The sequence below is a fragment of the Polaromonas sp. P1_A2 genome, assembly GCF_056406895.1.
This window is the reverse complement of sequence record NZ_JBFTZI010000007.1, coordinates 40,774-59,016: the sequence shown is the minus strand read 5'-3', so window position 1 is coordinate 59,016 and position 18,243 is coordinate 40,774. Positions and strand designations below refer to the sequence as shown.

13 protein-coding genes and 1 riboswitch are annotated in these 18,243 nt (G+C 65.7%); of the genes, 10 read left to right on the top strand and 3 right to left on the bottom strand.

The window, feature by feature from the left end; genetic code table 11:
- Positions 1-166: 166 nt before the first annotated feature.
- Positions 167-6,040 (top strand): excinuclease ABC subunit UvrA, encoded by a 5,874-nt coding sequence (gene uvrA / locus AC1D09_RS21950; protein ID WP_477701229.1) that lies wholly within the window; start codon positions 167-169, stop codon positions 6,038-6,040.
- Between the two features lie 207 nt (positions 6,041-6,247).
- Positions 6,248-7,216 (top strand): tripartite tricarboxylate transporter substrate binding protein, encoded by a 969-nt coding sequence (locus tag AC1D09_RS21945; RefSeq protein ID WP_477662425.1) that lies wholly within the window; start codon positions 6,248-6,250, stop codon positions 7,214-7,216.
- Here AC1D09_RS21945 and AC1D09_RS21940 read toward each other — a convergent pair.
- Complete coding sequence (locus AC1D09_RS21940; protein ID WP_477662424.1) at positions 7,203-7,787, bottom strand: TetR/AcrR family transcriptional regulator; 585 nt, start codon at positions 7,785-7,787, stop codon at positions 7,203-7,205. The two genes, AC1D09_RS21945 and AC1D09_RS21940, sit on opposite strands and share 14 nt — an antisense overlap.
- A gap of 106 nt (positions 7,788-7,893) precedes the next feature.
- On the opposite strand from AC1D09_RS21940, the gene AC1D09_RS21935 reads away from it, so the two are divergent.
- Positions 7,894-9,132 (top strand): MFS transporter, encoded by a 1,239-nt coding sequence (locus AC1D09_RS21935; RefSeq protein WP_477662423.1) that lies wholly within the window; start codon positions 7,894-7,896, stop codon positions 9,130-9,132.
- 2 nt (positions 9,133-9,134) lie between these two features.
- Here AC1D09_RS21935 and AC1D09_RS21930 read toward each other — a convergent pair whose 3' ends face one another.
- Positions 9,135-9,929, bottom strand: coding sequence for an HAD-IIB family hydrolase (locus AC1D09_RS21930; protein WP_477662422.1), 795 nt, complete (start codon positions 9,927-9,929; stop codon positions 9,135-9,137).
- Between the two features lie 222 nt (positions 9,930-10,151).
- A riboswitch (S-adenosyl-L-homocysteine riboswitch) is annotated at positions 10,152-10,224 on the top strand.
- Positions 10,225-10,327: 103 nt separating this feature from the next.
- Between AC1D09_RS21930 and ahcY the strand changes: the two genes are divergently transcribed.
- The 4 genes from ahcY (at position 10,328) to AC1D09_RS21910 (ending at position 14,395) form a co-directional block, all read left to right on the top strand.
- Positions 10,328-11,758: an adenosylhomocysteinase gene (ahcY, locus tag AC1D09_RS21925; protein WP_477701228.1), complete on the top strand. Its 1,431-nt coding sequence runs from the start codon at positions 10,328-10,330 to the stop codon at positions 11,756-11,758.
- Positions 11,759-11,915: 157 nt separating this feature from the next.
- Positions 11,916-12,935 (top strand): TlyA family RNA methyltransferase, encoded by a 1,020-nt coding sequence (locus AC1D09_RS21920; RefSeq protein WP_477662420.1) that lies wholly within the window; start codon positions 11,916-11,918, stop codon positions 12,933-12,935.
- Between the two features lie 8 nt (positions 12,936-12,943).
- Positions 12,944-13,774: a methylenetetrahydrofolate reductase [NAD(P)H] gene (gene metF, locus AC1D09_RS21915; protein WP_477662419.1), complete on the top strand. Its 831-nt coding sequence runs from the start codon at positions 12,944-12,946 to the stop codon at positions 13,772-13,774.
- A gap of 24 nt (positions 13,775-13,798) precedes the next feature.
- Complete coding sequence (locus tag AC1D09_RS21910) at positions 13,799-14,395, top strand: septal ring lytic transglycosylase RlpA family protein (protein ID WP_477662418.1); 597 nt, start codon at positions 13,799-13,801, stop codon at positions 14,393-14,395.
- Positions 14,396-14,425: 30 nt separating this feature from the next.
- Here the strand turns inward: AC1D09_RS21910 and AC1D09_RS21905 are convergent, their stop codons facing one another.
- On the bottom strand, positions 14,426-14,974 hold the full coding sequence (locus AC1D09_RS21905; RefSeq protein ID WP_477701227.1) for a hypothetical protein: 549 nt from the start codon (positions 14,972-14,974) through the stop codon (positions 14,426-14,428).
- 105 nt (positions 14,975-15,079) lie between these two features.
- On the opposite strand from AC1D09_RS21905, the gene AC1D09_RS21900 reads away from it, so the two are divergent.
- The 3 genes from AC1D09_RS21900 to AC1D09_RS21890 are packed head-to-tail and all read left to right on the top strand — an operon-like array spanning position 15,080 to position 18,175.
- Entirely contained in the window at positions 15,080-15,733 is a 654-nt protein-coding gene (locus AC1D09_RS21900) for a GbsR/MarR family transcriptional regulator (RefSeq protein WP_477662416.1), read from the top strand.
- A 2-nt stretch (positions 15,734-15,735) separates the two neighbouring features.
- The gene (locus tag AC1D09_RS21895; RefSeq protein WP_477662415.1) at positions 15,736-17,151 is read left to right on the top strand and encodes a cytochrome ubiquinol oxidase subunit I; all 1,416 of its coding nucleotides are present in this window, start codon (positions 15,736-15,738) and stop codon (positions 17,149-17,151) included.
- Positions 17,144-18,175 (top strand): cytochrome d ubiquinol oxidase subunit II, encoded by a 1,032-nt coding sequence (locus AC1D09_RS21890; RefSeq protein WP_477662414.1) that lies wholly within the window; start codon positions 17,144-17,146, stop codon positions 18,173-18,175. Before AC1D09_RS21895 ends, AC1D09_RS21890 begins: the two co-directional genes overlap by 8 nt.
- The last annotated feature ends 68 nt before the right edge of the window (positions 18,176-18,243 follow it).

The window sequence follows — 18,243 nt, the reverse complement described above, 5'->3', positions numbered from 1 at the left end:
AGGTCGGCAAAGTTAAACACGAAAGCGCGAAAACAGTCAGCAGGAAAACCAGAATGCGCCCTAATTGGCGGCGGCAAAAGTGCACAAAAGGGGCATTAATCCGCATACTCCGCACGGCCAGAGGCTTTGCCTAGAATGTTTGACCTCTTCAGGAAAGACCGCACTCATGTCCCAGGGAACCATCCGCATCCGCGGCGCGCGCCAGCACAACCTCAAAAACCTCGACCTTGACATACGCACCGGTGAAATGACGGTGGTCACCGGCCCCAGCGGCTCGGGAAAATCCTCGCTGGTGTTCGACACCCTGTTCGCCGAAGGCCAGCGCCGCTATGTGGAAACTTTCTCGGCCTACGCGCGCCAGTTCCTGGACCGCATGGACAAGCCGGCCGTCGACAAGGTCGAGGGCGTGCCGCCTGCCATCGCCATCGACCAGACCAACCCGGTGCGCAGCTCGCGCTCCACCGTGGGCACCATGACGGAGCTCAACGACCACCTGAAGCTGCTCTACGCGCGCGCCGCGCAGCTCTTCGACAAACAGACCGCGCAGAACGTGCGCCACGACACGCCCGAATCGATTTACGCCGAACTGATGGCACGCACCAAAGAAAGCGACCCGCGTGTGGTGCTGACCTTCCCGGTCGAGCTGCCCGGCAACACCAGCGCCGAGCAGGTCGAGCAGTGGCTGTCGGTGAGCGGCTTCACGCGCGTGCATGCGCAGCGCGATGTGGCCACGCCGGCCGGCCCGCACAAGCTGCTGGACGTGGTGGCCGACCGCTTTCGCACCCACGCGGTGGAGAAGTCCCGTGTGATGGATGCGATTGAAACCGCGCTCAAGCGCGGCGGCAGGCTCAACGTGTACGTGCAACACGCCGAGGATGGACAACCCGACGTGATGTGGCGCTTTTCGACGGGCCTGCATTGCCCCGACAGCGACCTGCGCTACACCAACCCCACGCCCTCGCTGTTCTCCTTTAACTCCGCCATGGGCGCCTGCGAGACCTGCCGCGGTTTCGGCCGCGTGATCGGCGTCGACTACGGCCTGGTGATTCCCAACGACAAGCTGACCCTGCGCGCCGGTGCCATCAAGACCATACAGACGCCGGCCTGGAAGGAAGCCCAGGACGATTTGATGCGCCACGCGGAAGCGGCCGGCATTCCGCGCGACACGCCCTGGTACAAGCTCACGCCGGCGCAGCAGGGCTGGGTCATCAACGGCATGCCGGGCTACAAGGACGGCAACTGGAACAAGCAGTGGTACGGCATCAAGCGTTTCTTCGAGTACCTCGAAAGCAAGGCCTACAAGATGCACATCCGCGTGCTGCTGTCCAAGTACCGCAGCTACACGCCCTGCGAAACCTGCGGCGGCGCGCGCCTCAAGCTCGAGTCGCTGCTGTGGCGCCTGGGCTCCAAGGAGGCCGCCGACGCGGTGCTGCCGCCGGTGCAGCGTTTCATGCCGGTGGGCGTGCAGTGGAGCCGCGAGCAGCTCGAAGCCCTGCCGGGCCTGGCGCTGCACGACCTGATGCGCCTGCCCATAGACAGGCTGCGCGAGTTTTTCAGCGGCCTCTCGCTCAACGTGATGGGCGACGACGCGGAGATACAGGCGCTCAAGTCGCTGTTCGAGGAAATCCAGACGCGCGTCAAATACCTGTGCGACGTGGGCATTGGCTACCTCACGCTGGACCGGCAAAGCCGCACGCTTTCGGGCGGCGAGGTGCAGCGCATCAACCTCACGACGGCGCTGGGCACCTCGCTGGTCAACACGCTGTTTGTGCTGGACGAGCCCTCCATAGGCCTGCACCCGCGCGACATGAACCGCATCACCCAGGCCATGCACAGGCTGCGCGATGCCGGCAACACCCTGGTGGTGGTGGAGCACGACCCGGCCGTGATGCTGGCGGCCGACCGCATGATAGACATGGGCCCGGGCCCGGGAGAGAAGGGCGGCCAGATCGTGTTCGACGGCACGCCCGAGGACCTCAAACATGCCGACACGCTGACCGGCGCCTACCTGGGCTCGCGCAAGCAGGTGGGCATGGGCTTCAAGCGCGCGGTGACCGAGAACACGCCGCGCCTCATCCTCGAAGGCGCGCGCGACCACAACCTGAAAAACCTCACGGTGGATTTCCCGCTGCAGCGCCTGGTCTGCGTGACCGGCGTCAGCGGCTCCGGCAAGTCCACGCTGATGCAGGACATCCTGGCGCCGGCGCTGCTGCGCCAGTTCGGCAAGGCGACCGAGACGCCGGGCCTGCACGACCGCCTGATGGGTGCCGACCACCTGACCGACGTGGTGTTTGTCGACCAGTCGCCCATAGGCAAGACGGCGCGCTCCAACCCGGCCAGCTATGTGGGCGCCTGGGACGCGGTGCGCGACCTGTTCGCGCTGGCGCCGCTGGCCAAGCAGCGCAGCTACACCGCCACCAAGTTCAGCTTCAACAACGGCGACGGGCGCTGCCCGACCTGCGGCGGCTCGGGTTTCGAGCACGTCGAGATGCAGTTCCTGAGTGACGTCTACCTGCGCTGCCCCGACTGCGACGGCAAGCGCTACCGCGCCGAGATCCTCGAGGTGACGATTGAACGCAAGGCCGTAGGCGACCTCAAGCCGCGGCTGCTCAATGTGTCTGACGTGCTGGACCTCACGGTCAGCGAGGCGATTGCCCTGTTTGCGCAGGACCGCGAGGTGGTGCGCTCGCTGCAGCCCATCGTGGACGTGGGCCTGGAATACGTGAAGCTGGGCCAGCCCGTGCCCACGCTGTCGGGCGGTGAGGCGCAGCGCCTGAAGCTGGCGGGCTTTTTGGCCAATGCCAGCAAGACGGTAAGCGCGAGCAAGCAGGCGCTGGCGCTCAGGCAGCCCGGCCGCGGCACGCTGTTTTTGTTCGACGAACCGACCACCGGCCTGCATTTCGACGACATCGCCAAGCTGATGCGCGCGCTGCGCAAGCTGCTGGAGGCCGGCCATTCGCTGATCGTGATCGAGCACAACCTCGACGTGATCCGCTCGGCCGACTGGCTGATAGACCTGGGCCCCGAAGGCGGCGAGGGCGGCGGCCTGCTGGTGGCCCAGGGTACGCCCGAGGAGGTGCGCAAGCACCCGACATCCCACACGGCGCTGGCGCTGCGCGAGTACGAGCAGGCCATGGGCAAGGTGCACGGCGTGGAAGAGTCGCGGCCCAAGGTGTGGGCCACGCGGCCGGCGTTCTCGAACCTGATCCAGATCGTCAACGCCAAGGAGAACAACCTCAAGAGTTTGTCTGTCGACATTCCGCGCGGCAAGTTCAATGTGGTGACCGGTGTCTCGGGTTCGGGCAAGTCCACGCTGGCCTTTGACATCCTGTTCAACGAAGGCCAGCGCCGCTACCTGGAGTCGCTCAACGCCTATGCGCGCAGCATCGTGCAGCCGGCGGGCCGGCCCGAGGTGGACGCGGTCTACGGCATCCCGCCCACCGTGGCCATCGAGCAGCGCCTGTCGCGCGGCGGGCGCAAGTCCACCGTGGGCACCACCACCGAGGTCTGGCATTTCCTGCGCCTCTTGTATGTGAAGCTGGGCATACAGCATTGCACCAAGGAAGGCGCGGCCGTGATGCCGCAAAGCCCTGAAAGCATCGCGGCCCAGCTGCTCAAGACCTACCGCGGCCAGCACATAGGCCTGCTGGCGCCGCTGGTGATCGCGCGCAAGGGCGTCTACACCGAGCTGGCCGACTGGGCGCGGCCGCGCGGCTACACACATTTGCGCATAGACGGCGAGTTCCTGCCGACCACGGGTTTCCCGCGCATAGACCGCTTCAAGGAGCACACGGTGGAGCTGCCGGTGGCCGACATCCATGTGTCGCCCGAGAACGAGGCCGCCCTGCGCGCCGCGCTGGCGACCGCGCTGGAACACGGCAAGGGCGTGGTCCATGTGCTGGCGCCGCTGGACGGCCTGCGCGGGGCGATGATGGCCGGCGCCAGCGCGAAAAACATCGGCAAGCTGATTGCGTTTTCAACCAAGCGTGCCTGCCCGGTTTGCGCGACCTCGTATGCCGAACTCGACCCGCGCCTCTTCAGCTACAACAGCAAGCACGGCTGGTGCCCCGACTGCGTGGGCACGGGCGTCAAGCTCACCAAGGAACAGCGCAAGGTGTTTGACGACTCGGTGATGGATGACGACAACAAGGGCCGTGAGCAGAGTTTTGCCGAGCCCGAGGTGGAAGACGTGGCCGGCACCGCCTGCCCGACCTGCGAAGGCACGCGCCTGAATGCCACGGCCCGCGCGGTGAAGTTCGCCGGCGTCGGCATTGCCGACATCGCGGCGCTGTCGGTGACCGACGTGCGGCGCTGGGTTGAGAAGCTCACACTGCTGGGCCGCGAGGCCGGCATTGCGCGCGACCTGATTCCTGAAATCAAAAGCCGGCTCGAATTTCTCGAGGATGTGGGCCTGGGCTACCTCACGCTGGACCGCGGCGCGCCCACGCTCTCGGGCGGCGAGGCGCAGCGCATACGCCTGGCGGCGCAGCTGGGCTCCAACCTGCAGGGCGTTTGTTATGTACTGGACGAACCGACGATTGGCCTGCACCCGCGCGACAACCAGATTTTGCTGGGCGCCCTGGGCAAGCTCAGCGACCGCGGCAATACCCTGGTGGTGGTCGAGCATGACGAGGACACCATACGCCGCGCCGACAACATCATCGACATAGGCCCGGGCGCGGGCAAGCGCGGCGGCACGCTGGTGGCGCAGGGCACGGCGGCGCAGCTGTCGGCCGTGCCCGAGTCGCTGACCGGCCGCTACCTGGCCAACCCGCTGATACATCCGCTGCATGCGCGGCGCGAAACGCGCAAGGGCGCGGCGCCGGCGGCCGCGGTGAAGGAGACCACCGTGGTTGCCGACGCCAAGCCCGTGAGCAAACAGAAGGCGGCCCTGCTCAAGGCCGCGGCGCTCAAAGCCGCCGCGGCCAGCGCCAGTGCGCTGCACAACGCGGCGCCGGTGGCCGCCGGGCCTTTCACGTCCTGGCTCACGGTGGTCAATGCCGACCTGCACAACCTCAAGGACGTGTCGGTCACCGTGCCGCTGTACCGCCTGGTGGCGGTGACGGGCGTGTCGGGCTCCGGCAAGTCGACGCTGGCGCGCGACGTGCTGCTGACCAATGTGCATGCGGGCGTGACGCAGCGTTCCACCAAGTCCGGCCGCGACGCCGACGACAAGGGCAAGACGCCGGACTGGACCGGCTGCGAGCGCATCGAAGGTTATGCGGCGGTGGACCGCGTGCTGGAAGTCGACCAGACGCCTATCGGCAAGACGCCGCGCTCCTGCCCGGCCACCTACATAGGCTTCTGGGACACGATTCGCAAGCTATTTGCCGACACGCTGGAAGCGCGCGCGCGCGGTTACGGCGCCGGGCGCTTTTCCTTCAACACCGGCGAAGGCCGCTGCCCGACCTGCGAAGGCGCGGGCGTGCGCACCATAGGCATGAGCTTTCTGCCCGACGTGAAGGTGCTCTGCGAAACCTGCCATGGCGCGCGCTTCAATCCCGAGACCCAGGCCGTGACCTGGCGCGGCAAGAACATCGGCGACGTGCTGAAAATGGAAGTGGACGAGGCGGTGGACTTCTTCGCGTCCATGCCCAACATCAGCCACCCGCTGCAGCTCTTGAAAGACGTGGGCCTGGGCTACCTCACGCTGGGCCAGCCTTCGCCCACGCTGTCGGGCGGCGAGGCGCAGCGCATCAAGCTGGTGACCGAGCTGAGCAAGGTGCGCGACGACATCACGCGCCGCGGCCAGAAGGCGCCGCACACGCTTTATGTGTTGGACGAGCCCACGGTGGGCCTGCACATGGCCGACGTCGAAAAGCTGATCCATGTGCTGCACCGCCTGGTCAACGCCGGCCACAGCGTGGTGGTCATTGAACACGACCTGGACGTGATCGCCGAAGCCGACTGGGTGATTGACCTGGGCCCGGACGGCGGCAACGCCGGCGGGCGTGTGGTGGCCTCCGCGCCGCCCGAGGCGGTGGTCAAGCTGGGGACGCATACCGGGAAGGCCTTGGAAGGCGTTCTGGCGCGAGCTTGAACACCCCCCGTCCAGGCTCACTGCGTGTAGCTGTTCCCCCCTCGAGGGGGCGGCGCCTGCGGCCTGGCTAAGCCAGTTCCGCGGCCCCTGTTGGCTTGCTGTGGGTTCTGCAACCAAGGTGACAGCCCTTCAGGTGTTGCCCTGATGCGGCGATGGCGGGCGGCACGCATGATGTGGGCTGCCCGCCAACCGACCAGGAGACACCCCATGCAACGCCGCCCCTTTCTGCACACCGCCGCCGCCCTGGCCCTGATCGCCGCGGGCGCCATGCCGGCCCAGGCGCAGACCTTTCCGGCCAAGCCGATCAAGCTGGTGATCGCGTTTCCGGCCGGTGGGCCGACGGACATCACCATGCGCTCACTGGCCGACAACGCCGGCAAGATCCTGGGCCAGCCGGTGATTGTGGAGAACAAGCCCGGCGCGGGCGGCACCTTGCCGGCGCAGCAGATGCAAAGCGCGGCGGCCGACGGCTACACGCTGGCGCAGATTCCGCTGGGTGTGTTCCGCCTGGGCTACACGACCAGGATCAACTGGGACCCGGTCAAGGACATCAGCTATGTGATCAATGTGACCGGCTATGCCTTCGGCATCGTGGTGCCGGCCGACAGCCCGTTCAAGACCTGGGCCGACTTTGTCGCCTATGCCAAGGCCAACCCGGGCAAGCTGACCTACGGCTCCACCGGCACGCTGACCAGCCCGCACCTGACGACGGAACTCGTTGCGCAGAAAGCCGGCATTGAACTGCAGCACGTGCCCTACAAAGGCAGCGCCGATTTGATGCTGGCACTTGTCAGCGGCCAGCTGATGGCCGGCGCCGACAGCACCGGCTTTGCGCCGCAGGTGGAGGCCGGCAAGCTGCGTGTGCTCAATACCTGGGGCGAGAAGCGCCTCGACAAATTCCCGAACGCGCCCACGCTGAAAGAGCTGGGCTACGACATCGTGCAGAACTCGCCCTTCGGCATAGGCGCGCCCAAGGGCACGCCGCCCGAGGTGGTCAAGCGTTTGCACGATGCCTTCAAGAAGGCCATGGAAGAGCCCAGCTACGTGGCGGCGCTGGGCCGCTATGACATGCTGCCCAACTACCTGAGTTCGGCCGACTACACGAAGTTTGCGCAGGACACGGTAGTCCGCGAAAAAGTCTTGATCGACAAGCTCGGCTTGGCTAAACCAAACTAGCGGGCTCGATGCCGGCCAGTACGAACAGCTCGTCGGCCAACTGGTCGGCAAGAGCTGCTTCCACGCCCGAGCCAAAAATCAGCCGGTAAACAATGGGGGCCATCATGTGGTCCAGCACCTGCTGCACCGTGGGTGTGGCGTCGCCGCGCGCCTGGGCCCGGCTCACCAGCAGCGTGGCTTCGGCGCGGCGGTTTTTCAGGCAGTTGGTGTCTTCCGGGCCGGCCAGCGCGGCCGCCGCCTTCAGCATGGAGGTGCATCCGGGCTTGTTGAGGTGGGTGATCAACTCCCGGGCCCAGGCCGCGAGTTCGGCCTTCAGGTCGCCGGTCTCGGGCAGGGGGCGGTTCGGGTCCAGCCGCTGGGTCGCGGTTTCGCCGAGCAGGCCGTTCACGTCGCCCCAGCGCCGGTAAATGCTGGAGGCGCTGACGCCGGCGCGCTCGGCCACGGCCGGCACGGTCACCTTGTCGCGGCCTTCCTGGGCAATCAGTTCTTCGAGCGCCTTGCGCACCACGGCCTGCACCTGGGCGCTGCGGCCGCCTGGGCGCTTGTTCTGGGGTGTTTGTGGAATGCTCATCAGGGCCGATTTTAGCCTAAAAGCAATGATCTTTGCGTTAATTTTCAAACCGGTATAGAATTCACAAACGCAAATAAATTCGCTTTAAGAAAGTCGAGCGTTTCCCATGAGCACACCCGCCGCCCCCTCTTTGCAAGCTTCTTCCGTGACCAAGGCATCCCGCTGGCAATTGCCGCCCGCGGCCGCCTTCCCGCTGCTGGCCGTCCTGTTGTTCGCTTTTTTTGTGGCGGGCAGCGCGCCCTCGCCCCTGTTTGTGGTGTTCCAGCAGCAGTGGGGCTTTTCGCCGGCGCTGCTGACGGTGGCGTTTGCGATCTACGCGATTGCGCTGCTGGCCTCGCTGCTGGTAGCGGGTTCGCTGTCTGACCACATCGGCCGGCGGCCCGTGGTGTTTACCGCCTTGCTGCTGCAGGCCGGTGCGATGCTGACTTTTCTGCTGGCCGAGGGCATCAACGGCATCATCGCCGCGCGCATTGTTCAGGGCATCGCGACCGGCATGGTCAGCGGCGCGCTGACGGCGGCGGTGGTGGAAGCGGCCCCGGCCGCGCAAAAACGCCTGGGCGCAATGATAGGCAGCGTTTCGCCGCTGGCGGGCCTGGCCGTGGGCGCGCTGCTGACGGGCGTTGCGGTCAAGTTTGCGTTGCACCCGGTGCCGTTGGTGTTTGGCGTGCTGGCCGCCATTTGCGTGGCGGGTGCGCTGGCCACCCTGTTCCTGCCTGAAAGTGTGACGCCGCGGCCCGGTGCGCTGGCCTCACTGGTGCCGCGCATTTCGGTGCCGGTGCAGGCGCGCGGCGAGTTTGTGCGCGGTGTGCCGACCATGCTGGCGGTCTGGTCGCTGGCGGGCCTGTACCTTTCGCTGGTGCCCTCCATGCTGCAGCAAATCTTCGGCATCCACGACGGCATCGTGAATGGGCTGGCAATCTCCATCTTCTTCGGCCTGGGGGCCGCCTCGCCGACCTTGCTCAGGAGCCTCTCACCTGTGCGCATGAGCGCCCTGGGCATGAGCTTGCTCGCGGCCGGCGTGGGGCTGGTGGCGGTCTCGTTGGCCGCCCATTCCGTGGCCTTGTTTTTTGCCGGCACGGCGCTGGCCGGTTTCGGCGGCGGCTCGGCTTTCTCGGCCCAGGTGCAGACCCTGGCCCCCCTGGCTCAGCCCCATCAGCGCGCCGAACTGTTCGCCGCGCTGTATGCCACGAGCTACCTGGCTTTCAGTGTGCCGGCCATGCTGGCCGGCCGGCTGATCGCGCCGCTGGGCCTGCCGGCCACGGTGGAGGGTTATGCCACGCTGGTGCTGGCGGTGGCCGCGCTGGGCGCCTGGCTGCGGTGGACTTCGGTGCGCCGCGCGGCTTAACCCTAACCCAGAAGGGCGCGGGCTACTTCGGTAAAGCCCGCGCCGCGCTCGCCACGCGTCACATAACGCGGCAGGTGTGCGAGCTGCGGCACAAAGCGCGCAATATTCGCCACGCCCACGCTGTTGGCAAAAGTCTTGAACATCAGCTGGTCGTTGGTTGAATCGCCGATGTAGGCCCATTGGTCCATCTCGGCGTCCAGGTCGCGCTGCCAGCGTTCGCGCACTATCCAGCGCGCGCCCTCAAGCTTGTTGTGCTCGCCGTACCAGCCGTTGATGTGGATGCTGCTCACGGTGGCGTGCATGCCCTCGCTTTTCATCAGCGCCACGACGGCGGCGATCTGCGCATCCGTGAGCCGGGTGAACTCGCTGTGGTCTATGGCGATGTCGGTCTCGCGGCCCGGTGAGTCGGTGGCGCGGGTCACGCCGGGCAGCTCGCGCTCTATCCGCGCCAGCACGGACTGCATGCGGGCGAAGTTGCTGCTGCGCGTCGCCGCATCTTGCTGGTAGATCTTGGACAGCGGTCGTGGCGCGGCGCTTGTGGCATCCGGCAGCAGCGCCACGGCGCCGTTCTCGGCCACGATGGCATCGACGGGCCAACGCGCCGCGAAAGGCTCACTCCAGCCCACGGGCCGGCCGGTGATGGCCACCACCCTGAGTCCTGCGGCCTTCAAGGCACCCAAAGCCTGCAGCGCATCGGTGGTGATTTCCCCCTCGGTGGTCAGCGTGTCGTCGATGTCGGTAAAGAGGCCGGTGACGGCCCGGCGTTGCGCGGCGGGCCAAAGGGGGAGTTCTTGCATGGTGAAATTTTCTCACGGGGATGTACGTCATCAGTGGGTGCCGCGGAACCGGCTTTGCCGGGCCGCAGGCACCGTCCCCTGCAAGGGGAAAAGGGCTACACGAAGTGAGCCCGATAGGGGTGTGCCAATTTTTCGGCTTTGCCGGCCCCAGGCGCCGCCCCCTTGAGGGGGGAGCAGGCTACACGAAGTGAGCCTGAACGGGGGAGTTCGGTATAATCATGGCTTCCTGAGGAGCGTTGCAAGCCACACCACGTGGACCAGGCTCAGGACTTCATTGCAACCACGCTCACCCGCATGCGCTGTCTCTCAAGCCGGGTGAATGACTGAATTCCCCCTTCCTTGAATGCCGCATGCCCGTGGCGATTTTGCCCAGTTACGTTTGATTTTTGGAGAACCGTATGAGCGCCGTCTTGAAGCCTTCCACCGACCACATCATTGCCGACATTTCGCTTGCCGCCTGGGGCCGTAAGGAACTGAACATCGCCCAGACCGAGATGCCCGGCCTGATGGCCATCCGCGAAGAGTTCGCGAAGGCGCAGCCGCTCAAGGGCGCGCGCATCACCGGCTCGCTGCACATGACCATCCAGACCGGCGTGCTGATCGAGACCCTGCAGGCCCTGGGCGCCGACGTGCGCTGGGCTTCGTGCAACATCTTTTCCACGCAGGACCACGCCGCCGCCGCGATCGCCGCCGCCGGCACGCCGGTGTTCGCCATCAAGGGCGAAACCCTGGCCGACTACTGGGACTACACCCACCGCATCTTCGAATTCAACGGCGCCAAGGGCACGCCTGAAGAAGGCCCCAACATGATCCTGGACGACGGCGGCGACGCAACGCTGCTGATGCACCTGGGCACCAAGGCCGAGAAAGACGCCAGCCTGATCTCCAAGCCCACCAGCGAAGAAGAAACCTGCCTGTTCAACTCGATCAAGGCCAAGCTCGCGCAAGACCCGACCTGGTACAGCCGCCGCCTGAAGAACATCATCGGCGTGACCGAGGAAACCACCACCGGCGTGCTGCGCCTCAATGAAATGTCGGCCAAGGGCACGCTGGCCCTGCGCGCCATCAACGTCAACGATTCCGTCACCAAGTCCAAGTTCGACAACCTCTACGGCTGCCGCGAATCCCTGGTCGACGCGATCAAGCGCGCCACCGACGTGATGGTGGCCGGCAAGGTCGCCGTGGTGGCCGGCTACGGCGACGTGGGCAAGGGCTCGGCCCAGGCCCTGCGCGCACTGAGCGCCCAGGTGTGGGTGACCGAGATCGACCCGATCAACGCCCTGCAGGCCGCGATGGAAGGCTACAAGGTCGTGACCATGGAATACGCCGCCGACAAGGCCGACATCTTTGTGTCCGCCACCGGCAACAAGAACGTCATCACCTACGCACACATGGCCGCGATGAAAGACCAGGCCATTGTCTGCAACATCGGCCACTTCGACAACGAAATCGACGTCGCCTCGCTCGAGCAATGCAGCTGGGAAGAGATCAAGCCGCAAGTCGACCACGTGATCTTCCCGGACGGCAAGCGCATCATCCTGCTGGCCAAGGGCCGCCTCGTGAACCTGGGCTGCGGCACCGGCCACCCGAGCTTTGTGATGTCGTCCAGCTTCGCCAACCAGACCATCGCCCAGATCGAGCTCTTCACCAAGAAGGACGCTTACGAAGTCGGCAAGGTCTATGTGCTGCCCAAGCACCTCGACGAAAAGGTCGCTCGCCTGCACCTCAAGAAGGTCGGTGCTGTGCTGACCGAGTTGAGCGATGAGCAGGCTGCTTACATCGGGGTGTCGAAGGCCGGCCCGTACAAAGCCAATACCTACCGCTATTGATTTTTCGTGGCTACTGCGCGACCCGATAGCGGCGTTGCGGGTCCCGATCAGGCAATCCTCATGCACCTCAAGTGCATTCCGGTTGCCTGACACCCGCGCCTTGCTCTCGGGCCGCTCGCTACACCCTTGAGGCCGACGGAATACCGAGAACCACCACATGCGCGCTGACCTCTTCCTCGTTGACCACGGCCATGCCGCCACCCGCTCCCAGGCCCAGCGCCTGATTGCCTCGGGCGTGCAGTGGCGCGCGGAAGCGGACGCCCCCTGGAAAAAGGTCGCCAAGAACGGCGACGAGATTCCTGAAGGCGCCGAGCTGCAGCTGCTGGACACTACCGAAGCCAAGTACATCTCGCGCGGCGGGCTCAAGCTCGAAGGCGCGCTCAAGGCCACGGGCCTGAAGGTGGCCGGCCTGCGCTGCCTGGACATAGGCCAGTCCACCGGCGGTTTTACCGACTGCCTGCTGCAGCACGGCGCCGCGCAGGTGGTGGGCGTGGACGTGGGCCACGGCCAGCTGCATGCCAGCCTGCGGGGCGACCCGCGTGTGGTCTGCATCGAAGGCCTCAATGCGCGCTCCATGACGGCCGCCGACCTGGTGGCCGGCCATGCGGGCGACAGCGGCGACATGGATTTCGCGGACGACTTTGATGGCGACGCCGAGGACGATGAAGAGGCCGGCCCGGCGATGGAAGCCAACTTCGACTTCCTGACCGGCGACCTGTCTTTTATCTCGCTCACGCTGGTGCTGCCCGCCGTGGTGCGCCTGCTCAAGCCCGGCGGCGATTTGCTGATGCTGGTCAAGCCGCAGTTCGAGCTGCAGCCCGGCCAGATTGGCAAGGGTGGCATCGTGCGCGACCCCGCGCACTTCGCGTTTGTGGAAAAGCGTTTGCGCGATGCCTGCGCGGCCCTGGGGCTGGAGGTCAAGGCCTGGCTGGACTCGCCGATTGAAGGCGGCGACGGCAACCGCGAATTTTTTATCCAGGCCGTCAAGGGCCGCGACGTGGCCGGCGAAGACCAACCGCTGCCGGCCGCGCCGCAGCGCAAGGTCGCCAAGCGCGTGCCGCGCGCTGAACTGCGTGCATCGCGCGCACCGCACGAAGACTCCGAACTCGCGCATGCCGGCCAGCCCGGGCCGGCGCGCGGCAAGCGGCGTGACAAAAAAACCGATAACGACGAGTGAGATCCGAGATGAACCTGCCTTTGAGCTTTGAATTTTTCCCGCCCAAGACGCCCGAAGGCGCGGCCAAGCTGCGTGCGGCGCGCCAGGCGCTGTATGCGCACAAGCCCGAGTTCTGCTCGGTCACCTTCGGCGCCGGTGGCTCCACGCAAGAGGGCACCTTCGGCACCGTGAAGGAAATCCTGGACGAAGGCGTGGCCGCGGCCTGCCATTTCTCCTGCGTGGGCGCGACCAAGGCCACGGTGCGCAAACAGCTGGCCGAGCTGCGGGCCATGGGCGTCAAACGCCTGGTGGCGCTACGCGGCGACCTGCCCAGCGGCTACGGCGCCGGCGGCGAGTTCCATTACGCGAGCGACCTGGTGGCCTTTATCCGCGAGGAAACCGGCGACGCTTTCCACATCGAAGTGGCGGCCTATCCCGAAGTCCACCCCCAGGCCCGGTCGGCTGACGCCGACCTGCAGGCCTTTGTCAAAAAGGTCAAGGCTGGCGCCGATTCGGCGATCACGCAGTATTTTTTCAATGCCGACGCTTATTTCCGCTTTGTCGACGATGCGCAGGCTCTGGGCGTGGACCTGCCCATCGTGCCGGGCATCATGCCCATCATCAGTTCCACGCAGCTCATGCGCTTTTCCGACGCCTGCGGCGCCGAGATTCCGCGCTGGGTGCGCCTGCGCCTGCAGGGCTTTGGCGACGACACCGCCTCCATCAAGAGCTTCGGCCTGGATGTGGTCACCGGCCTGTGCGAGCAGCTCTACGCCGCGGGCGTGCCCGGCATCCACTTCTACACGATGAACCAGGCCGCGGCGACGACCGAAATCATCGGGCGGTTGCAGCGGGCCTGAGCCCGGCCACCCATGCGCGAGGGTGTGGTTCGCAGTCTTCGTGCCGCTGGTGCGGCAGCCTTGATCGCCTGGCTGGCGGCCTGCACGACGGCGCCGACCGCGCCCATCGGCCCCCGCACGACAACATCCCGGCCCACACCGGCACCGCAGCATGACGCGCCCGGCCAGGCCGTCGATGAAGTGTCGGCCCCTGTCCCCCTGACCGAGCGGCCCCGCCCCGAATTGCTGGGCGGCGAAGTGCCGCGCGAGTTCCAGCGCGGCACCGCCTCCTGGTACGGCCCGCGCTTTAACGGCAGGCGCACCGCCAGCGGCGAGCGTTTTGACATGCGCGAGTTCACCGCCGCCCACCGCACGCTGCCCTTCGGCACCCTGGTGCGCGTGCACAGCCTGGTCAACGGCCGCGACGTGGACGTGCGCATCACCGACCGCGGCCCCTACGCCGGCAACCGCATCATCGACCTGAGCCGCGCCGCGGCCGAAGAACTGGGCATGCTGGGCATGGGTTTCAAGGAAGTGGTGCTGCTGGTGCCGGAGTCCACGCCCGAGGTGGACGTGGCGCCGCCGCCGGCCCGAAAATCGGCGCGCAAGCCGCGTCGCAGGCCTCCCACCACCCAGCGCTAGCCAGGCGTTGCGGCAAGGTGCATAGCCCGCTTAACGGGAAAAGGCGGCGGCGCTGATGACTTTCAGGACGAGAAAAACCAGGAACAGCATCACGCCACCAATTCCGATAGACATGATTTTTGCCGACGTGTTGCTGGAAACAACCACGCCAATGCCGATGCCCAGAAACAGCAGGGCGGGAAGGGCGGTAAAGCCCCCGGTCACGGGAAGCAGCAGTACGCAAGCTCCCCCGACCACAAAAAGGGGAATGGCGACACAGGCCTTCAGGATTTTGACTCCCAGCGACGAGGGCTCCTTGGGTGGCACCACCTCCGCCGGGGCTTCCTTTTGCCTGGTTTTCGCAAACGGCCGGAACTCTCCGTCAGGTTTTTCGGTGGGCTTCCAGCCGTCGGGATGGGTGAAGGTGGCCTCGCAGTTCCAGCAGGCCAGGTCGTCGGTGCCTGTGAGCTGGGCGGCGCAGTTTGGGCAGTACATATGAGATGTTTCCCCGATCTCTGTTAGGTGTAGCCACCATTGTGGGAGGCTGTGCGTCGCAGGTCCCGCTCCGCAAGATTTCAGTCCACATTGTGCCCGGCGCATCCCACTGGCCCGTAGGGTCAATAAAACCCATAGGCGGAAATTGCCTCAATTTATTAGAATTTCAGTAATTCCTGAAAATTCAATAAGTCAAAGAGGCCCGGCGCCATGAATCTTCCTCCCCTGACCCAGCGTTTTGTCCTGCATTTCGGTGAAATGGGCAGCCGCTGGGGCATCAATCGCACCGTGGGGCAGATTTATGCCCTGCTTTATGTGTCCCCTCGGGCCTTGAATGCCGACGAAATCGGCGAGGCGCTGGCGTTCTCGCGCTCCAACGTCAGCATGGGGCTCAAGGAGTTGCAATCGTGGAACCTGGTGCGCCTGCAGCACCTGCCGGGCGACAGGCGCGAGTATTTCCAGGCGCCCGAAGACGTCTGGGCCATCTTCCGTACCCTGGCCGAGGAGCGCCGCAAGCGCGAGATAGACCCGACGCTGTCCATGTTGCGCGATGCGCTGATGGAGCACCCTTCGCACGCGGACGACATCCACGCGCAGGCGCGCATGAAGCAGATGCACGACCTGATCGAGCTCATGACGGGCTGGCTGGCCGACGTGCAGAAAATGGATTCGGCCACGCTGGTGAGCCTCATGAAGATGGGCGCCAAGGTGCAGAAGCTGCTGGAGATGAAAAACAAGGTTGCCGGCAGCATGAAGGCAGGTTTGACAGGCCGGGCGGCATCCCCCACAGTGGCAGCCACGCCTTCCGATGCGCCCGAACCCGCGGCGGCGCCTGCCAACCTTCCCGATGACACCAGGAGTTGACGATGGACGGACTTGACGCATTCCTGTTGGCCCGCATCCAGTTCGCGGCCAACATCACTTTCCACATCCTGTTCCCGACCATCAGCATCTCGCTGGGCTGGGTACTGCTGTATTTCAAGCTGCGCTTCGTCAAAAGCCAGGACCAGTTCTGGATGGACGCCTACCAGTTCTGGGTGAAGATCTTCGCGCTCACCTTCGCCCTGGGCGTGGTCAGCGGCATCACCATGAGCTTCCAGTTCGGCACCAACTGGCCGGGTTATATGCAGAAGGTCGGCAACATCGCCGGGCCGCTGCTGGCCTACGAGGTGCTGACGGCCTTCTTCCTGGAGGCCACCATGCTGGGCGTGATGCTGTTCGCGCGTGAACGCGTCAGCGAAACCATGCATACCGTGGCCACCCTGCTGGTGGCGGGCGGCACCACGCTGTCGGCCTTCTGGATCCTGGCGCTCAACTCCTGGATGCAGACGCCCGCGGGCTTTGAAATGATCAACGGCCAGGCGCATGTCGTGAGCTGGCTGCAAGTCATCTTCAACCCGTCTTTCCCCTATCGCCTCGTGCACATGCTGCTGGCCTCGGGGCTCACGGTGGCCTTCTTGGTTGCGGGTGTGTCGGCCTACCGCTGGCTGCGCGAGGACCGCGGTGCCGAGGTGATGGCCGGGCTGAAGACCGGCATCTACATGGCCGCGATGCTGATCCCGCTGCAGATCGTCGCGGGCGACCAGCACGGCCTGAACACCCTGGAGCACCAGCCGGCCAAGCTGGCCGCGATGGAGGGCATCTGGAAAACCGAAAAAGGCGTGCCCGCGATCCTGTTCGCGCTGCCGGACGAAAAAGCCAGGGAAAATCGCTATGAGATCGCGATTCCCAAGCTGGCCTCGCTCTACCTCACGCACTCGCTGGACGGCGAGGTCAAGGGCCTGGACCAGTTCGAGGGCAAACACCCGCCGGTGGCGCCGGTGTTCTGGGCCTTCCGCATCATGGTCGGTGTGGGTGTGCTGATGCTGCTGGTCAGCTGGGCCAGCGTGCTGCAGCTGGCACCCTGGAAGAAAGACCCGGCGCGCACGCTGACGGTCTGGCACGCGCGCGTGCTGGTGGCCATGACCTTCGCGGGCTGGATTGCCCTGGTCGCCGGCTGGTATGTGACCGAAATCGGCCGCCAGCCCTGGCTGGTGACGGGCGTGCTGACGGCGGCCGACGCGGCCTCCAAGGTGCCGGCGCCGCGCATCGCGCTGACGCTGTCGCTGTACCTGGCGCTGTACGCGGTGCTGCTGGCGTCCTATGTGTCTGTGGTGTTCTACCTGGCGCGCCACAAAAAGCATGCGGACAAGCCTTTCGGCGACGACAACACCGCCGGCGAAACCGAGAAGGACCTCAATGTCGTGAACTATCCCGAAAAGGAAGGAGCTCCCCATGCTTGACCTGGCCCCCGACCTGACACAAGCCGCCGGCTGGATGCCCATCGTCTTCCTGGTGGTGATGGGGCTGGCGATGCTGGCCTATGTGATCCTGGACGGTTACGACCTGGGCGTGGGCGTGCTGATGCACCGCGCCAGCGACGACGACAAGGACACCATGATCGCCAGCATAGGCCCCTTCTGGGATGCCAACGAAACCTGGCTGGTGCTGGGTGTGGGCATTCTGCTCACGGTGTTCCCGCTGGCGCACGGCGTGATCCTGGGTGCGCTCTACCTGCCGGTGGCCTTCATGCTGATAGGCCTCACGCTGCGCGGCGTGGCCTTTGACTTCCGCGTGAAGGCGCGCGCCAGCCACAAGCCGCTGTGGAACCGCATGTTCTACACCGGCTCGCTGCTGGCGAGCTGGTCGCAGGGCTATATGCTGGGCTCGCTGATCACCGGCTTCGCCACCACCTGGTGGACGATTGTGTTCAACGCCGTTATCGGCGCCGCACTGGTGGCGGCCTATTGCCTGCTGGGTTCGGGCTGGCTCATTATCAAGTCTGAAGGGGCGCTGCAGCTGCAGGCCGTGCGCTGGGCGCGTGCCAGCCTGTGGTTCACCATGGCCGGGGTGGCGGCGATCTCCATCGCCACGCCGCTGGTCAGCCACAGCATTTTTAACAAGTGGTTCTCTTTCCCCAACATCGTGCTGCTGCTGCCCATTCCCGCCGCCACGCTGGTGCTATTCGGCGTGATCTACCGCAGCCTGCAGCGCCTGCCGGTGCGCCTGGCGCAGGGCAATGAGTACGGCGCCTGGGTGCCTTTCGGTGCCACGGTGGGCGTGTTTTTGCTGGCCTTTTACGGCCTGGCCTACAGCCTGTTCCCGTGGCTGGTGATAGACAGCCTGGACATCTGGAAAGCGGCCGCCGCGCCCGAAGCCATGGGCGTGATCCTGGCCGGGGCGGCGGTGGTGCTGCCGATGATCATTGGCTACACGGTGTTCGCCTATCGTGTGTTCTGGGGCAAGAGCACTGCGCTGAAATATTAGCCCCCACGCCCCCCCACTGCGTGTGGGTCGCTGCCCCCCGAGGGGGCCGCTGCGCCTGCGGCCCGGCA